This is a genomic window from Bacillus sp. L_1B0_5, assembly GCF_000836715.1.
Classification (GTDB): Bacteria; Bacillota; Bacilli; order Bacillales; family Bacillaceae_G; genus Bacillus_A; species Bacillus_A thuringiensis_S.
In genome coordinates this window covers 150078-165554 of sequence record NZ_JXIS01000045.1, presented here as the reverse complement: position 1 = coordinate 165554, position 15477 = coordinate 150078, and the positions used below count along the sequence as shown (strand labels likewise).

Below are 15477 nucleotides of genomic sequence, written 5' to 3'. Positions count from 1 at the left end.
TTCTTGTTGTTTACGAGCTTGTTCATCGGCCTGACGTTTTTCATCTTCTTGCTTACGAGCTTGTTCCTCGGCTAGACGTTTCTCATCTTCTTGTTTACGAGCTTGTTCCTCGGCTAGACGCTTCTCATCTTCTTGCTTTTGAGTTTTTTCATCCGCCTCTTTCTTTTCTAGTTCTTTTTTCTGTTCGCTATTTTTTTGTTCTTCATTGTTAGAGGCAACTTTTGTACTAGTTGCTGTCGTTTTTTCAGAAGAAGGAGCTGAAATACCTAATAGCGCAACAAAAATGACAAATAATACGGCTGTAATAATAAATTGTTTTTTCGCTACACCTGTCTTCTTAATAACAGATAATATTGCAAGTACAAGGAAGAATATAAATAGAATGAAACTTAAAATAGCAAAAAATTTGATGACTGGATGTTCAGATGTTGTTGTACCGGTCACTATTAATATAATTGAAATCATAAAAAGAATAACGGTAGGACGACCATATTGTTTTGCTTTTCCATTTTTCTTAAAGAATGAAATGATACATAAGATTAAAAGAATAAAAGCAATAAAAAATAAAGCTGCACCAATATTACTCAAAACATCCATTTTCATACCTCCATTTGTAAGATTTTCTTTATTGATTATATAGGAACTTATTGGATATTACACGTATTATATAAATTTAGAAAATTAATATTTTTACTAGACCTATAAACATTTATTTTGTATATAAGGAAAAATAGATATATTTCCTATTACTTTTTGAAAGAGATTTCATAAATTATAGTATATCGATTGAAAGGAGGAGATTTGAATGGAATTTCAATTGTTGGTAACTTGTATATTACAAGAAGGTAATGCTTACTTTTTAGTAACGAAGGTAGACGATGTTATTACGTTAAAAGTACCGATTACTGCGGGAGTAGCAGGTTTATTTTTAGCTTTAGGTGTACCAAGATGTTCTTAATTTAAATCTCTATAGTAGAAGAGGAAGGGACATGCCTTTCTTTTCTACTATTACATAATGTAATTATGTAAACTTAAATATCATATTTGTGATAGCACGTTTGAAATGGACATGCATATACTATAATGTTTCATTGGATGTTAGCGGTGAAAGGTAGTTTTAATAAGTGCATCCAGTGATGTTTTTAAGTTATGAAAATAAAAGAGGTGCTATTATATATGAAAAGAAAAACATTGGATATTCCAGTTACATTGCGAAGAGAGTGGTTTTTAATAGAGTTAGCTCATTTAACGAAAAAATATGGAATTGAAATTGCAACTAGCAAAATGGATGCTGCACCGTTTTTAAGAGATCAAGTTACGGAGTCAAAGATAGGGGAAGGGCTACAATACGATAAATATGATGATGAGTATATAATTGAAAATTAAAGGGTAACAACAAAATTAAATTAATTTATAACAAAATATAAAATAAAGCAGATTCTAAATATAGAATCTGCTTTATTATGAAATACTTGTAGTCAACTAGCCTCTTTCTAGTGTTTTTCCTACATATTTCTCTTGCGTTATTCCAAAAGAGTCACGAAGAATGCGAGCATAATCTTTAGATTCTATTGGTCGTTTATTTTTGGTGCCTTTAAAGGTTTCTGTATAATTTTTATTTGTTAATGATATGTGACCATAAGTAGTTAATTTACAAGTGATAGCTCCTTTATTAAAAGGAGATTCTTTATGTTCTACAATCACTTTTTGAATGTTATTCACTTTTTTCTCATCTATTGGATCTAAAGTGAAAGCATAGCCTATTTTCCATGCATTTGAAGGTTCAGATTGTAAGAAACTTGTAGATTCTCCGTTAGCTCCTTTTCTCATTTCTAAAATATGCGTACCTTTTCGAGTATTTCGCTTACGAATTCGATATTCTCCTGTTTGAGAGGAGATGACATCTCCGTTAAAAGGGAGTGGATGTAAAGGGAGATGAGATGCAAAACCTGCATCCACAACATAATCTTTATCCTCATGACTTAATATGATAATGACATGACCATCATCGGGTTTCCATTTATTATCGTACAGATCATAAACAGTACCGGCTACTTTGTATACTTGAAACCCACAATCAATTAAAAAATAATACAATAAGGAGTTTAATTCATAACAAAGTCCACCTCGTTTTTGAATAAGTAACTTTTCTATTAAGTTATCTTTTGAAATATTTTTAATAGTACCAGCCATAATATCAAGATTTTCATAGGGGAGAATCATTCCCATTTTTAATAAGATTTCATCTAAATCATCAAATGTTATTACTTTTGCAGGAATTTTTAATCGTTTAAAAAACTCCTTTTGTAAATTGGTCATCATAAAGCATTCTCCTTTCTTTTTACAGAATTTTCTTCTGCTCACCGATAGGTTAGTACTTCTAAAAAGTTAATTCAAGTGCGCGAAAATTATCATAATATATGTTTCTGGAAATGTGATTTTCTATTCGGAAATTTCAGTTTAATTTTTAATCGTAGGAAAGTCTTATAATATAAGCTCCTTTAAAATTAGTTTGTATTTAATGAAAAGAAAATACATATCTTTATTATATTTTTAAATAACTAACTAGTAATAAAGTGTTTTTTCACTAAAATTTTTTCAAGATTTGTATGCTTTATATAAACAATAATGATTTAAAAAATATCTGGATGTAACGAAGTTAACAATTATTGAGAAACTTTTTTGTCGTATTCTATCAAAAGGAAGAGGTAGAAACAAAGAGAATAACGAGAGTTAAGGAAGAGGGTATACAACTAGTAACCTTCTAAAAATAGGGCTAACATCTTTTTAAAATAAAAGATTAGCTATTATTAAGGAAGGGAAAATATAAAATATTATAAAGAACACCTTCTTTCAAAAAAATAGGGGGAGTAATATGCGACTGATGAGAAGATTTGTGGCCTTACTAATTGTATTTTTTATCATGGCTCCAACGATTAGCACAAATGTACAGGCAGAAGTTGTAAAAGAGCTTGGAAAGGGGTTTCCTGATACAGAAGTATTCACACCTGGAGAATGGTTTTTAGGCCAAACACCTGCTAATTATGATGAGAATAAACCACCAATTCTCTTTGTACAAGGAAGAAATGGTAATGCTGATAGTTGGTATGGAAAGACAGTATATCATGATATAAATGATATGTATGATTATGCTTTGAAAGCAGGCTATCAAACAGTGTTTATACAATTATATGATGCTGCTGGGAAAGGTTCGGCTAGTCAGTGGGATAACGGAAAATTGTTAGCACAAAAACTTGAAGAAATATATAATCATTTCGGTAAAAAAGTTAATATTGTAGCACATAGTAAAGGTGGTATTGATACACAAGCCGCATTAGTTGAATATGGTGCGAATCGATTTGTTGGAAATGTTATTACACTTGCTACACCGCATCACGGCTCAAATTTAGCAGATTTATCATATAGTTGGTGGGCAGGGTGGCTTGCTTCTATATTAGGTCAAAAAGATGATGGTACGTATTCGTTACAAATAGGTGAAATGGCAAAGTTTCGTTCAACAATAGATAACAACCCAGCAGCTAAATTAAACCGTTACTATACGGCTACTGGGACTAGCTGGGGGCCAACATTTTCTGCATTATCTATGGGTGGGTTATATTTATCATCGTACGGTTCAAATGATGGACTAGTAAATGAATGGAGTGCGAAGCTATCGTACGGTACACATTTATTTACAGATTCAAGATTTGATCATGACAATATAAGAAAAGGATCAGCTGTTTTTGCACGAATTGAACCATATTTACGTACGACAAATGTGGGGTTACCAGATTTAGTAGCATCCAGCACTAGTTCAAATGAAAATCTAGAACAATTAAATACAACTTCAAATCAAAATATTTTAGGAGGGGAATTACCACAAAATCAGTGGATAGAGCAAAGTATTTCTGTTGATAAAAAGGCTGAAGGAATAGTTTCTGTACTAACAGCTTCTTCTGATGTAGAAGTACAAATGGTATCTCCAAAAGGAAAAATCTATGCAAACAAAGATAGCGCTATAACTACTGGTGAAGGCGAATCTTTCTTTAATGGGGCGACAATTAGAACATTTAAGTTTGATAAATTGGAAGTAGGCGAATGGAAAATCAAAATGATGGCGAAGCAGTCGAAAGATGCATATTTAGTTGTAAGCGATTACAAGAATGACGCGCCATTTGTTCTTCAAATGCCTACAAAAGTTAAAGTAAATAAACCTGAGTATAAACTGAAAAAATCACCAGTGGCACCTGAAATGAAAGGGGATCTTTCCATAACCGTAAGAGTCGTTAATAAAGATGGTAACTTAGTCTCTGAATTTAATGAATTACAAAATGTTAATACGAATACATTTACAGGTGCTTTAAAAGATATAAAACAACCGGGAGTATATAACGTTACGATGGATATAAAAGGGATGAATAAAGAAGGGAAACCATATAATCGTACGATTGTTAAGTCGGTTTATGTAGAGAAATAAGGAAGAATAAATAAGCATAATATAAAAGTGCAGAAATCTTGTGTTAGAAAGAATTCTGCACTTTTTTTGCGTGATGAGAGATAATAAAAGTCGAAGAAAACTGTTATTCAATAAAAAAAGATGCTGAAATAGCATCTGAATGTGAAGAAATAATATTAACTTAGTTTTGTAACTGTTAATTCAACTGAATTTATACCATTGTCACAAGTTACAATACTTTGACGATTAAAGCCACTATTATTTCTAAGTTGAAGAGTTGAATTAGCTGGCACTGTAACAATCGTTTCGCCAACGAGTTGAAGACATTCGTTATTTGATGAAGTATTCATTTGAATAGCGAAGTCACCTTGACTATTAGCAAGTGGATTGTTATTTAAAAATATAGTTATGACTGGGATATGTGGAAATACAGGATTTAAAGTAGTATTAATACTGGAAATGAACGAAACTCTATAATCACCAGCTTGTCTAAATTGTATAGTAGTAGGGTTTAGTAAGGAAACGCCTCCTGCTAAAGGTCCAACGTGATTAAATGGAAAAGGGTTTCCAAAAGGAACAGTTATAAATTCAGTTTGCCAAAAAGTTCCGTATGCAGGACAGATTCGTTTATGTGAATGGTCACATGAACATTTTTTATTTGAACTGGAAGAAGATTTGCATGAGCATTTTTTATACGAGTTTGAAGAATGATAGTATGAACCCAATATATTACCTCCTATTCTTAATAAATGTAAAACACATAATAGTTTATGAAAATGAATCACAATTGGCGTGTATGCTTGTACTATAAAAGGAGATAGATTTGAAATATAAAGTGCTCAAATGATGAAATATAGTATTGGGGTATTACCTGTAACACTTTTTGAAGATGATAAGGTTCATAATTTGATAGAAAAATGAATGGGATTTCTAAATGGATTGAAGTAACGAGGAAACGTTTATCCCGCTATTTTCCGGGCAGTAAGACCCTCATCTCAAAGTTTAGCGAAAGCAAAGAAGTTAGGTGGGGGATGAACAAAACCCCCACTCATTAAAGTTTCACTTTACTATATTAATTTCGTCTGACAAACAGTAATATTATCTTTTGCTGAATGGATGTTATCGTTTGGTGAAGTTATGATATTTAATCGTATGTATATTAGATTATTTAGTTTATTTTTTTTATTTTATTTGTGTAGCTGGGCAGGAAGAAGTCAGAAAATATAGAATAAATGTACATATGAAGCATCGTTTGTTTTTGGTGTGAATAGTAATTAAAGATACGCTAAAATATTTAAAATTGTAACGAAAGAGAGATTAAATAATAGAGGGAGCAACTTACATGGAAAATATATTAAAGGTATCTTCAAAATCAAGCCCAAATTCAGTCGCGGGTGCAATAGCGGGTGTACTAAGAACAAGTGGTAATGTGGAAATTCAAGCGATTGGGGCTGGAGCTATAAATCAAGCGATTAAAGCAATTGCGATTGCGAGAGGGTTCGTCGCTCCAAGTGGTATTGACTTAGCTTTTGTTCCAGCGTTTCAAGAGATTTCTATCAATAATGAAGAAAGAACAGCGATTAAATTAATTGTAGGCCCTAGAAAGAAAAGGTCTTAGTAGAAGAGAGTGTTACTATAAGGGGAAAAGACCAATAGACTTCCCAGGTTAGATACGTTATTTTATGTAACCGATCCTTGGGTGTGGACACGGCATTATACCGGACGCATGTCTGTTAATTTTTCCTTAAATTTAGCGCGTGTTCTAGATACTTAAAAATGCCAAATCCTTTGTAATATAAGGGATTTGGCATTTTTGATGTTTTTAAAAATAAACATCCCTAAAACTGCTCATTCTTCTCCCAAGATTCTACGATATAATGAGCAATCGTCGGATTGAAGCCTTTACCAACTAAAAACATAATCGCAGCAACTTCTGTTAATGCGTGTTCGTGTGATGTATGTTTTGCTTCATTTAAACCGTAATCTACCCATGGTTTTACGAAATCTAGTACGGGTTTCTTGAAAGGTAAAAACTGTGTACCGACAACTTGTTGAATTTGTTGTTGTGTTGGTTCAGTAATTGGTCCAGGTGGTAAGATTTGTGGTTGTGTAATGTCTAATGTTGGTCCAGGCGGTAAAATTTGTGGCTGCGTTGGATCTATTGTTGGTGGTTTAGGTGGTGAGACACGTGCGTCGTAGTTTGGTTGATACATTTGTTGTTGGTATTGCGGTTGTTGTGGTTGAGTTGTGTATGGGTTTTGTGGTGCTGCATATGGATTTTGTTGATATGGTTGTTCTTGGTTTTGTGGTGCTGCATATGGATTTTGTTGATATGGTTGTTCTTGGCTTTGTGGTGCTGCATATGGATTTTGCTGATATGGTTGTTCTTGGTTTTGTGGTACCGCATATGGATTTTGAGGATATTCATAATTTGGACGTGTTTCATATGGATTTTGTGGAAATTCAGTTTCTTGATTTTGCGTTGTTGCATATGGGTTTTCGTCATATTGTTGTTCTTGCTGTTGTAACTCTTGTTCTTCGTATTGTTCTGTGTATCTTTGTTCTTGTTGTTGAGGGTAAAATGGTTGCCTTGGATAAGGCGGTTGATTATTATAGAACATATTTATTCCTCCTTCATGATGATGCTTACCACTCAGTGTATGGGCGGACAAGAAAATATGTGATGAAAAAATGCGGGCGTGTTACAATAAGTAACTGGGTGAAGATAAAATGACAAAACAAGAAAAGATTCAAAAAACAATTACTTTTGTAAAACATATTTTAGAAAAAGATGCGAGTGGGCATGATTGGTATCATATTGAACGCGTACATAAACTGGCGATTTCTTTATCCGAGCAAGAAGGTGGAAATCGTTTTATAATTGAAATGGCAGCATTACTTCACGATGTGGCAGATGAGAAGTTAAATGAAAGTGAAGAAGAAGGAATGAAAAAAGTTTCTGATTGGTTAGAAGAGTTACATGTGGAAGAAAAGGAAAGTAAACATGTTCTTCATATCATCGCCAATATGTCTTATAAAGGTGGTCATGGCGGTAAAGTGGATTCACTTGAAGGGAAGCTTGTTCAAGATGCGGATCGCTTAGACGCCCTTGGAGCAATTGGAATAGCTCGCACATTTGCGTATGGTGGAGCGAAAGGGAGATTAATGTATGATCCAACTATTCCTCCGCGTGAAGTGATGACGAAAGATGAATATAGAAAAAATAACGATCCATCTTTAAATCATTTTTATGAAAAACTTTTGAAATTAAAAGATTTAATGAATACGAATGCAGCAAAACAAGAGGCTGAAATTCGTCATCGTTATATGGAACAGTTTATTGAACAATTTATGAAAGAGTGGAATGCACAAATATGAAAATGTTAACTGTGGAGAACTTATCAAAATCATATGGAGAAAAGCCGTTATTTAATGGATTATCATGTAGTATTACAGAAGGACAACGTGTTGGAATTATCGGTGTAAACGGAACGGGTAAATCGACATTATTAAAAATAATTGCAGGATTAGAAACCCCTGATACAGGTGATATGACGCATTCACGTGGGTATACAATTAGTTATTTATCACAGCAACCAGAGTTTGATGAAAAACTAACAGTATTAGAGCAAGTGTTCCATGGTGATACACCTTTAATTCGTCTTCTTCGTGATTATGAAAAAGCACTATTACATATCGAAAAAGATCCAAGTAATGAAAAAGTACAGGAACAATTATTTGCAGTGCAGCAACGTATGGATGCAATGAGTGCGTGGGAAGCAAATGCAAGTGCGAAATCTCTTTTAACGAAATTAGGAATTACAGATTTCACTGCAATTGTTGGGAATTTATCTGGTGGACAGAAAAAACGTATCGCAATGGCACAATGTTTTATTGAAACCCCTGATTTATTAATTTTAGACGAGCCTACGAACCATCTTGACCATGAGACAGTTGAATGGTTAGAAGAATATTTAGCAAGATATACAGGTGCGGTATTACTTGTAACCCATGATCGTTATTTCTTAGATCGTGTGACGAACCGTATTTTTGAATTAGATAATGGTAAACTATATAGCTACGAAGGAAACTATAGTACATTTTTAGAAGCGAAAGCACTTCGTGAAGAACAAGAATTGGCACAAGAATCGAAACGCCAAAATTTATATCGTCGTGAACTTGCTTGGATTCGTCGTGGTGCAAAAGCCCGTTCTACGAAACAAAAGGCGCGTATTCAGCGTTTTGATGAGCTAAAGGAACAAGAAGGACCAGCTGCAAAACAGTCAGTTGATATTGCACTAAGTGGAAGCCGTCTAGGAAAGAAAGTACTTGAGTTAAAAGATGTAACGAAAAAATTTGGCGATAAGACGGTATTACATAATTTTAATCATATTGTGAAACCGGGTGATCGTATTGGAATTATTGGAGCGAATGGAAGCGGGAAATCTTCCCTATTGAATATGCTTGCAGGTAAGTTATCTCCTGATAGTGGTGAAGTTGAAGTAGGACAAACTGTAAAAGTTGCTTATTATACGCAAGAAAATGAAGAGATGAATTTAAATCAGCGTATGATTGAATACATTAAAGAGATTGCAGAAGTTATTCATACAACAGATGGAAAAGTAATTGGTGCATCTCAAATGTTAGAACGTTTCTTATTCCCGACTCATTCACATGGTACACCGCTTGGTAAACTATCTGGTGGTGAAAGAAGACGTTTATATTTATTACGTATTTTAATGGGAGAACCAAACGTACTTTTACTTGATGAACCTACGAATGATCTAGATACACAAACATTAACAGTACTAGAAGATTATTTAGAAGATTTCCCAGGTGTCGTTTTAACTGTATCGCATGACCGTTACTTCTTAGATAAAGTAGTAGATGAACTGTTCATCTTTACTGGCGGAGGCGAAGTGCGTGAGTTCCTAGGTAGTTATACAGATTATTTAGAAATGGAAAAAACGAGAGAACTTATGGAGAAAGCGGAAGTTCAAAAAGAGAAAAAAGTAGTAGAAGAAGCTCCAAAACAACAACGTAAACGTAAACTTTCATACAATGAGCAGCGTGAATGGGAAACGATTGAAGATACAATTGCCGAACTTGAAGAAAAAATTGAGTCAATTGGAGAAGAACTTGCGAAAGTTGGATCTGACTTCACAAAGGCACAAGAATTATCTGAAGCACAGCAGAAAACAGAAGAAGAGCTAGAAAAAAAGATGGAAAGATGGAGTGAACTATCAGACATCGTTGAAGGATTAAAATAAAAACAAGCTGCATATATTGAAAAGTAAAGAGAAAAACTTTACACTATTGGTAGAACCTATTTTAGGAGGGAAAAAATGAGAACATCTAATCCAATGTTGAAAAAAGAGGCATTCCGTAAAGAGGGAGCAAGCGCTTCTGCGATGACGATTGGCGGAACAGTAGGCAAAACGTTCATTATGCTTATCTTGCTACTTGCAACGTCTGTCTATTCATACATACAGATGATGCAGGGGACGATGAAGATGCCAGTATTAATTGGTGCTTTAATCGTTGCGGCAATCATCGCATTTGCGTCTATGTTCTTCCCGCGTATTTCACCTTTTGGTGCACCAATCTATGCGGCGGTAGAAGGGGTTGTGTTAGGAAGTATTTCAGCAGTTTATACAATGAAATTTGGCGATTCTATCGTTTTAAATGCTGTATTACTAACAATCTCAATTCTATTTGCAATGTTAGTGTTATATGCAACACGCGTAGTAAAAGTAACGGATAAATTCCGTACAGGCGTTATGGCAGCAACACTCGGAATTATGGTTATGTATTTAGTCGTATTCCTACTAAATATGTTTGGTGTAACTGTTCCATACATTCACCAAGGTGGTACAATCGGTATTATTATTAGTGCAGTTGTTATTGTAGTTGCTGCATTAAACTTATTACTAGATTTCGATTTAATCGAAAATGGTGTACGTAGTCAAGCTCCGAAATATATGGAGTGGTACACTGCAATGGGACTAATGCTTACATTAGTTTGGTTATACTTAGAAATTCTTCGTTTCGTTTCTTACTTTACGAAAAATGACTAATAAAAAAAACCTGCATGAAAAATGCAGGTTTTTTTTATTTTCAAAGATATATTGAACGTATGGTATAATATGGATGTTATCAACTTGAATTGAAGGAGATGGAATATGATGAAAGAGAAGAAGGGGATTATGAAAAAACTATTTTCTAAAAGTTTTTTCATAGAACTAGATGAAGCTTTAACGTATCCATCATCTGAAGTTATTACTTCAGCGATTGAAGGATATGCAACTGAATGCAATGAAAGACTAAAATTTGAGAGTAAAGTTAAACCGATTACTTTTTACTTAGAAAATGTAATGTACCGTGCTGAAATAAAGATGGCTCGCGGAGGATATTACATATCTTGTACTGAAGTGTAATAAATTTTGAAACCATACATGTTTGAACTATGTATGGTTTCTTTTTTTGTTTTGTAAGGTCTAAAATAATACTTTTTACTTACGGATATATCATTTTGTGCTTTTTACTATTCAAATACTTCTCCTTACAATGAAGAAAAATATGTGAGGTGGTATAACTTATGATGAATCGAGTTGTATTAATCGGTAGATTGACAAAGGAGCCAGAATTATACTACACAAAACAAGGCGTTGCTTATGCAAGAATATGTATTGCGGTGAATAGAGGATTTCGAAATAGTTTAGGTGAACAACAAGTCGATTTTATTAATTGTGTCGTTTGGCGAAAATCGGCTGAGAATGTAACTGAATATTGTAAGAAGGGATCACTTGTTGGGATTACAGGGCGTATTCAGACGAGTAATTACGATGATGAACAAGGCAAGAGAATATATAGAACTGAAGTTGTGATTGAGAGTATTACCTTTTTGGAGAGAAGGCGGGAGGGGGCATCGTAATAAAAGGTGATTTTAAGTAATAGCTATGGAAAAAATTGTGGAAAGTATTTTAATAAACTTAAAGAAGGAGTACCGCCAGCTTTTTTTTGGAAAACAAGTAAAGAGTATACAAAATTTTATTACGTTTTTCGGCTAATCCAGTAACAATCGAGAACCGTAAAACCCATCACAGTATAGGAATGTATAAAAAGATGCATCGAGTGATAGAAAATAAAAAAGGATTCCTTCTGAGAGTAAGGAATCCTCCTTTTTATTGTTTCTTGCAAGTGAATTATTTAAATTCTTGTCTATATAATTTAAACGAATAAATAGCTCCAACGAAGAATACAAAGGCTTCAAATAATATAAAGATTTGACGGAAATTCTCAATATCTTTACCAACTAAAGAAATGAATATGCAATTCATTAGAATTTGAGTAGTAAACATACAAGAAATAATTTTAAAATAAATAGGAGTTGTTCTTTCATCAGGTTTACCAATTTTTTTGTAAATAATAATAAATGCAATTACTGAACCCAAAAATAGAAGTGCTGTAAGTCCTACAACGATATTGAAATTTCCTGTACTTTCTAACATCCATTTATTTAATAAATCAATCATTATTATCTTCCTTTCCTACATAAGAGAATATTTCGTTCTTCTTTTTCACTATAATAAAAAAAGAAAAAGGAAAACATCGAACTTTCTTACAAATACTCGTGTATTCTTACAGTTTTGTCATTTTGCAAATGTATTCATCGCCTTGTCTTTCACTATTTTCTTTGGAAAACATAGTGAATTACGAGAAAGAGCGCTACAAGATCAACTTCCGAGAACGAAAAATATGTAAATAAGCTGTCTATATGGACAGCTTATTATATTTTTTTGCTTAGCGTGTGTTTTTTTAATACTGGCGGTACCTCAAGAAATGGATAAAAAATAAAAAGCATCGGAAACGAAAGCTTTTAAAACCTCATTCCTAATTTGAAATGTAAAAAGAATGAAATAGTATGGTAATGGGAAGAAAGTAGTAAAATTAAGCATCCGAGTAGGAGTATAGAGTGATAACATGTTACAATACAGCTAAGAACACGCAATAAAGGAGAGTTTTTTACGTGAAGATTAAAGCAATTGAACCGACGCCAAGTCCAAATACAATGAAAGTTATTTTGAATGAAGTATTACCATCAGGAGCGCGTAATAATTATACAAATGAAAATAAAGAACAAGCACCAATGCAAGTGCAAGAAATTTTGAAAATTGAAGGCATTAAAGGTGTGTATCATGTAGCTGACTTTTTAGCAGTCGAGCGAAATGCAAAGTATGACTGGAAAGTATTATTACAAAAAGTTCGTGCTGTTTTTGGCGAAGAAGTAGTGGAAGAAAGTGAAGAACAACAACTGTCTCATTTTGGAGAAGTGAAAGTGTTTGTTCAAATGTTCTTTACAATTCCAATGCAAGTAAAGTTAACAGATGGAACATCGGAAGAACGCGTTGGCTTACCAGATCGTTTCAAAGAATCAATTATGAAAGTACAAATGTCTGCACCAAACGTTGTAAAAGAGCGTAAATGGGTAGAACAAAGTACACGTTACGGTAATTTTGAAGAAATCGGGAAAGAAGTAGTAGAAGAGATTGTTGCTGCTTATTCAGAAGAACGTGTAAATGAAACGGTTAAAGAATTATTAAATCAAGCAGGTGCTGTTGAAGTAACGATTCAAAAGCGTGAGCCATATAAAGTAACAGAAGAGATGATGAAAGATTCTGACTGGAAAAACCGTTTTGCAGCATTAGAACAAATGGATCCTACTGAAGAAGATATTCCAGTGTTGAAGATGGCGTTAGATGATGAAAAAGTTTCAATACGCCGTTTAGCAACAGCGTATTTAGGTATGGTAAAAGGTGATGAAGTATTACCGTTATTATATAAAGCGTTGTTAGATCGCTCTGTAAGTGTTCGTCGTACTGCAGGAGATTGTTTATCAGATGTAGGTGATCCGGCAGCGATGTTCGTTATGATTAAATCTCTGAAAGATCCAAGTAAATTAGTACGCTGGCGTGCAGCGATGTTCTTATTTGAACTTGGAGATGAAAGTGCGATTCCACCATTAAAAGCAGCGCAAGATGATCCAGAGTTTGAAGTAGCGATGCAAGCACGTCTAGCATTAGAGCGTATTGAAGGCGGAGAAGAAGCAAAAGGTTCTGTATGGAAACAAATGACGGAGTCTCGTAAAGGGGAATAATGTATGATTGTTTTCTATGATAGTTGGTGTCCGATGTGTACGGCCGTTGCAGAACGTACGAAAAAATTAGATAAAAAGGGTAAGATGAAATTTGTTTCATTTCGAAATGAAGATGTAGTTGAGAAATATAAGCTTTCTCAAGAACTACAAAGTAAGATGGAACAAAGACTGTATATTTTTAAAAATAATAAGTGGTATGACGGCATTCAGAGCATAGATGTATTAGCAAAGGCCGTTCCATCTTATTGGTTTGCCGTTCCTTTTATAAAGCTATCCATCGTACTTGGTTTTGGAAGTAAAGTATACGATTATATCGCTAATAATAGAAAACTTGTTCCAGTGGGACATTGCCGCGGTGGGGTTTGTGAAATCCCTACAAAAAAATGAAATCATCGTTATCTTTCTTTTGCACCTATTAATAGAGCGTGATATGATGAATTTGGAATGAAAGTTGAAGGAGAGATTACAAGATGTCAAATGCTTATGAAGAATACATGCGCCAAATGGTAATCCCAATGCGCCAAGAGTTAGTGCGTTCTGGGTTTGAAGAGTTAACTACAGAAGAAGCTGTAACAGAATTTATGGAAAATACATCAGGTACAACTTTAGTAGTTGTAAACTCTGTTTGTGGTTGTGCAGCTGGTTTAGCACGTCCATCAGCAGGTCAAGCGGTTGTTCGTGCTGAAAAACAACCTGATCATCTTGTAACTGTATTCGCAGGTCAAGATAAAGATGCTACTGCAAAAATGCGTGAATACTTCGGAGAAATTCCTCCATCTTCACCATCTATGGCATTATTAAAAGGAAAAGAAGTTGTTCACTTCATTCACCGTCATGAAATTGAAGGTGCAACTATGGACGAAATTATTACGAACTTAGAGCAAGCTTTCGAAAAGAATTGCTAAAAGAAGGGGGAGAGTAAATCTCCCTCTTTTCTTTATATAGAGGTGAAAGAATGATAGTAACAACAGCAGGAAGAACGAACAAAGAAATGACAGATTATGCAAACAAGGTAGCAGCAGAATTAAATGCTTCTTTCGTTAAACGTAATGACATACCAGTACATAAGCTGCATGAACAGTATGAACAAGATGTACTTGTCGTAGGAAAGAACCGATTAGCTATTTATCCGAAAGGTACGGAAGAATCATTTTTCTTTCATCCGAACTCAGCGATGTTTCGTGTGAAAAGGTTAATGCGTGGAGAGCACGATCCGTTTGTACAAGCTGCTAAATTAGAGAGCGGAATGAGAGTGTTAGATTGTACGCTTGGTATGGCATCAGATAGTGTTGTAGCTAGTTATGTTGTTGGTGAAAGTGGAACAGTAACAGGACTTGAAGGCAATGAATATATGGCTTATATTATGGAAAATGGTTTGAAAACATGGTCTTCATCTGTTTCTGAAATCGATGAAGCAATGCAAAGAATCCAAGTAAAGCAAACGGAGCATTTTTCATTTTTAGCGCAATGTGAAGACAATAGTTATGATGTCGTTTACCTTGATCCGATGTTTGAAGAAACTGTCATAGAATCCGATGGAATTAAAGGATTAAAACACTTCGCTTTGTATCATGATATTACTGACGAAACAATTGCGGAGGCAAAACGAGTGGCGAGAAAACGTGTTGTTTTAAAAGATCATTTTCGTAGTTCTAGATTTGAAAAACACAATTTTCATGTATACAAAAGAAAAAGTGCTAAGTTTCACTTTGGTGTAATTGACCCTTGCTAATTGTTTGAAAAGATGTATAATAAGCAATAATTAATTAAATATACTGTCTGTGATGAAGAGAGTAGTCTTTTTTAGAAGGAAAGCGAGCTAGGGATGGTGTGAGCCTAGTACGGAAGAAAAAGATGAAGCGCA

The 15477-nt window shown here is 34.1% G+C and carries 18 protein-coding genes and 1 other annotated feature (1 of these 19 cut by a window edge); of the genes, 13 read left to right on the top strand and 5 right to left on the bottom strand.

Going from position 1 to position 15477, the window contains the following annotated elements; all coding sequences use genetic code 11:
* The coding region (locus RT27_RS15345; protein WP_043936571.1) for a cell envelope integrity protein TolA at nt 1-597 on the bottom strand (597 nt) is incomplete at its 3' end.
* A 208-nt stretch (nt 598-805) separates the two neighbouring features.
* Between RT27_RS15345 and exsG the strand changes: the two genes are divergently transcribed.
* Both exsG and RT27_RS15335 read left to right on the top strand, forming a co-directional pair.
* Nucleotides 806-958, top strand: a complete 153-nt coding sequence (exsG, locus tag RT27_RS15340) for an exosporium protein ExsG (protein WP_000395679.1) — start codon at nt 806-808, stop codon at nt 956-958.
* A 218-nt stretch (nt 959-1176) separates the two neighbouring features.
* Nucleotides 1177-1386 carry a hypothetical protein gene (locus RT27_RS15335; protein ID WP_000824206.1) on the top strand — a complete coding sequence of 70 codons (210 nt, stop codon included), beginning with the start codon at nt 1177-1179 and terminating at the stop codon, nt 1384-1386.
* Between the two features lie 96 nt (nt 1387-1482).
* On the opposite strand, the gene RT27_RS15330 is transcribed toward RT27_RS15335, so the two are convergent.
* Nucleotides 1483-2322, bottom strand: a complete 840-nt coding sequence (locus tag RT27_RS15330; protein ID WP_043936570.1) for an arylamine N-acetyltransferase — start codon at nt 2320-2322, stop codon at nt 1483-1485.
* Between the two features lie 553 nt (nt 2323-2875).
* Between RT27_RS15330 and RT27_RS15325 the strand changes: the two genes are divergently transcribed.
* Nucleotides 2876-4477, top strand: coding sequence for a hypothetical protein (locus RT27_RS15325; protein ID WP_043936568.1), 1602 nt, complete (start codon nt 2876-2878; stop codon nt 4475-4477).
* Nucleotides 4478-4632: 155 nt separating this feature from the next.
* Here the strand turns inward: RT27_RS15325 and RT27_RS15320 are convergent, their stop codons facing one another.
* Nucleotides 4633-5181 (bottom strand): hypothetical protein, encoded by a 549-nt coding sequence (locus RT27_RS15320; protein WP_029442184.1) that lies wholly within the window; start codon nt 5179-5181, stop codon nt 4633-4635.
* 617 nt (nt 5182-5798) lie between these two features.
* Between RT27_RS15320 and RT27_RS15315 the strand changes: the two genes are divergently transcribed.
* Nucleotides 5799-6074 (top strand): stage V sporulation protein S, encoded by a 276-nt coding sequence (locus tag RT27_RS15315; protein WP_000427801.1) that lies wholly within the window; start codon nt 5799-5801, stop codon nt 6072-6074.
* 220 nt (nt 6075-6294) lie between these two features.
* Here RT27_RS15315 and RT27_RS15310 read toward each other — a convergent pair whose 3' ends face one another.
* Nucleotides 6295-7077 carry a hypothetical protein gene (locus tag RT27_RS15310; RefSeq protein WP_043936567.1) on the bottom strand — a complete coding sequence of 261 codons (783 nt, stop codon included), beginning with the start codon at nt 7075-7077 and terminating at the stop codon, nt 6295-6297.
* 109 nt (nt 7078-7186) lie between these two features.
* Between RT27_RS15310 and RT27_RS15305 the strand changes: the two genes are divergently transcribed.
* The 5 genes from RT27_RS15305 to RT27_RS15285 all read left to right on the top strand — a co-directional run bounded on the left by RT27_RS15305 (nt 7187) and on the right by RT27_RS15285 (nt 11390).
* Entirely contained in the window at nt 7187-7834 is a 648-nt protein-coding gene (locus RT27_RS15305) for an HD domain-containing protein (protein ID WP_016081823.1), read from the top strand.
* Nucleotides 7831-9726 carry an ABC-F family ATP-binding cassette domain-containing protein gene (locus tag RT27_RS15300; protein WP_016081822.1) on the top strand — a complete coding sequence of 632 codons (1896 nt, stop codon included), beginning with the start codon at nt 7831-7833 and terminating at the stop codon, nt 9724-9726. Before RT27_RS15305 ends, RT27_RS15300 begins: the two co-directional genes overlap by 4 nt.
* 75 nt (nt 9727-9801) lie before the next feature.
* Nucleotides 9802-10533: a Bax inhibitor-1/YccA family protein gene (locus tag RT27_RS15295; RefSeq protein WP_001260655.1), complete on the top strand. Its 732-nt coding sequence runs from the start codon at nt 9802-9804 to the stop codon at nt 10531-10533.
* 105 nt (nt 10534-10638) lie between these two features.
* Complete coding sequence (locus RT27_RS15290) at nt 10639-10893, top strand: DUF4318 domain-containing protein (RefSeq protein WP_000975133.1); 255 nt, start codon at nt 10639-10641, stop codon at nt 10891-10893.
* 161 nt (nt 10894-11054) lie between these two features.
* A complete protein-coding gene (locus RT27_RS15285) occupies nt 11055-11390 on the top strand; it encodes a single-stranded DNA-binding protein (protein WP_000982013.1) in 336 nt (111 codons plus the stop codon).
* Nucleotides 11391-11661: 271 nt separating this feature from the next.
* Here RT27_RS15285 and RT27_RS15280 read toward each other — a convergent pair whose 3' ends face one another.
* Nucleotides 11662-11991, bottom strand: a complete 330-nt coding sequence (locus RT27_RS15280) for a hypothetical protein (RefSeq protein WP_043936566.1) — start codon at nt 11989-11991, stop codon at nt 11662-11664.
* 494 nt (nt 11992-12485) lie between these two features.
* Here RT27_RS15280 and RT27_RS15275 point away from each other — a divergent pair, with 494 nt between their 5' ends.
* The 4 genes from RT27_RS15275 (at nt 12486) to RT27_RS15260 (ending at nt 15345) form a co-directional block, all read left to right on the top strand.
* Nucleotides 12486-13613, top strand: a complete 1128-nt coding sequence (locus RT27_RS15275) for a conserved virulence factor C family protein (RefSeq protein ID WP_043936565.1) — start codon at nt 12486-12488, stop codon at nt 13611-13613.
* A 3-nt stretch (nt 13614-13616) separates the two neighbouring features.
* Nucleotides 13617-14000, top strand: a complete 384-nt coding sequence (locus RT27_RS15270) for a DCC1-like thiol-disulfide oxidoreductase family protein (protein WP_000634891.1) — start codon at nt 13617-13619, stop codon at nt 13998-14000.
* Between the two features lie 83 nt (nt 14001-14083).
* Nucleotides 14084-14518, top strand: coding sequence for a BrxA/BrxB family bacilliredoxin (locus tag RT27_RS15265; protein WP_000063706.1), 435 nt, complete (start codon nt 14084-14086; stop codon nt 14516-14518).
* Between the two features lie 50 nt (nt 14519-14568).
* Nucleotides 14569-15345, top strand: coding sequence for a class I SAM-dependent methyltransferase (locus RT27_RS15260; RefSeq protein ID WP_000637461.1), 777 nt, complete (start codon nt 14569-14571; stop codon nt 15343-15345).
* 40 nt (nt 15346-15385) lie between these two features.
* Nucleotides 15386-15477 (top strand) — a binding site (T-box leader) (it continues 123 nt past the right edge of the window).

What these genes read in the sequence shown, in the direction of transcription:
- exsG (WP_000395679.1), top strand. Translation starts at nt 806, where the DNA reads ATGGAATTTCAATTGTTGGTAACTTGTATATTACAAGAAGGTAATGCT.
- RT27_RS15335 (WP_000824206.1), top strand. Translation starts at nt 1,177, where the DNA reads ATGAAAAGAAAAACATTGGATATTCCAGTTACATTGCGAAGAGAGTGG.
- RT27_RS15330 (WP_043936570.1), bottom strand. Translation starts at nt 2,322, where the DNA reads ATGATGACCAATTTACAAAAGGAGTTTTTTAAACGATTAAAAATTCCT.
- RT27_RS15325 (WP_043936568.1), top strand. Translation starts at nt 2,876, where the DNA reads ATGCGACTGATGAGAAGATTTGTGGCCTTACTAATTGTATTTTTTATC.
- RT27_RS15315 (WP_000427801.1), top strand. Translation starts at nt 5,799, where the DNA reads ATGGAAAATATATTAAAGGTATCTTCAAAATCAAGCCCAAATTCAGTC.
- RT27_RS15310 (WP_043936567.1), bottom strand. Translation starts at nt 7,077, where the DNA reads ATGTTCTATAATAATCAACCGCCTTATCCAAGGCAACCATTTTACCCT.
- RT27_RS15305 (WP_016081823.1), top strand. Translation starts at nt 7,187, where the DNA reads ATGACAAAACAAGAAAAGATTCAAAAAACAATTACTTTTGTAAAACAT.
- RT27_RS15300 (WP_016081822.1), top strand. Translation starts at nt 7,831, where the DNA reads ATGAAAATGTTAACTGTGGAGAACTTATCAAAATCATATGGAGAAAAG.
- RT27_RS15295 (WP_001260655.1), top strand. Translation starts at nt 9,802, where the DNA reads ATGAGAACATCTAATCCAATGTTGAAAAAAGAGGCATTCCGTAAAGAG.
- RT27_RS15290 (WP_000975133.1), top strand. Translation starts at nt 10,639, where the DNA reads ATGATGAAAGAGAAGAAGGGGATTATGAAAAAACTATTTTCTAAAAGT.
- RT27_RS15285 (WP_000982013.1), top strand. Translation starts at nt 11,055, where the DNA reads ATGATGAATCGAGTTGTATTAATCGGTAGATTGACAAAGGAGCCAGAA.
- RT27_RS15280 (WP_043936566.1), bottom strand. Translation starts at nt 11,991, where the DNA reads ATGATTGATTTATTAAATAAATGGATGTTAGAAAGTACAGGAAATTTC.
- RT27_RS15270 (WP_000634891.1), top strand. Translation starts at nt 13,617, where the DNA reads ATGATTGTTTTCTATGATAGTTGGTGTCCGATGTGTACGGCCGTTGCA.
- RT27_RS15265 (WP_000063706.1), top strand. Translation starts at nt 14,084, where the DNA reads ATGTCAAATGCTTATGAAGAATACATGCGCCAAATGGTAATCCCAATG.
- RT27_RS15260 (WP_000637461.1), top strand. Translation starts at nt 14,569, where the DNA reads ATGATAGTAACAACAGCAGGAAGAACGAACAAAGAAATGACAGATTAT.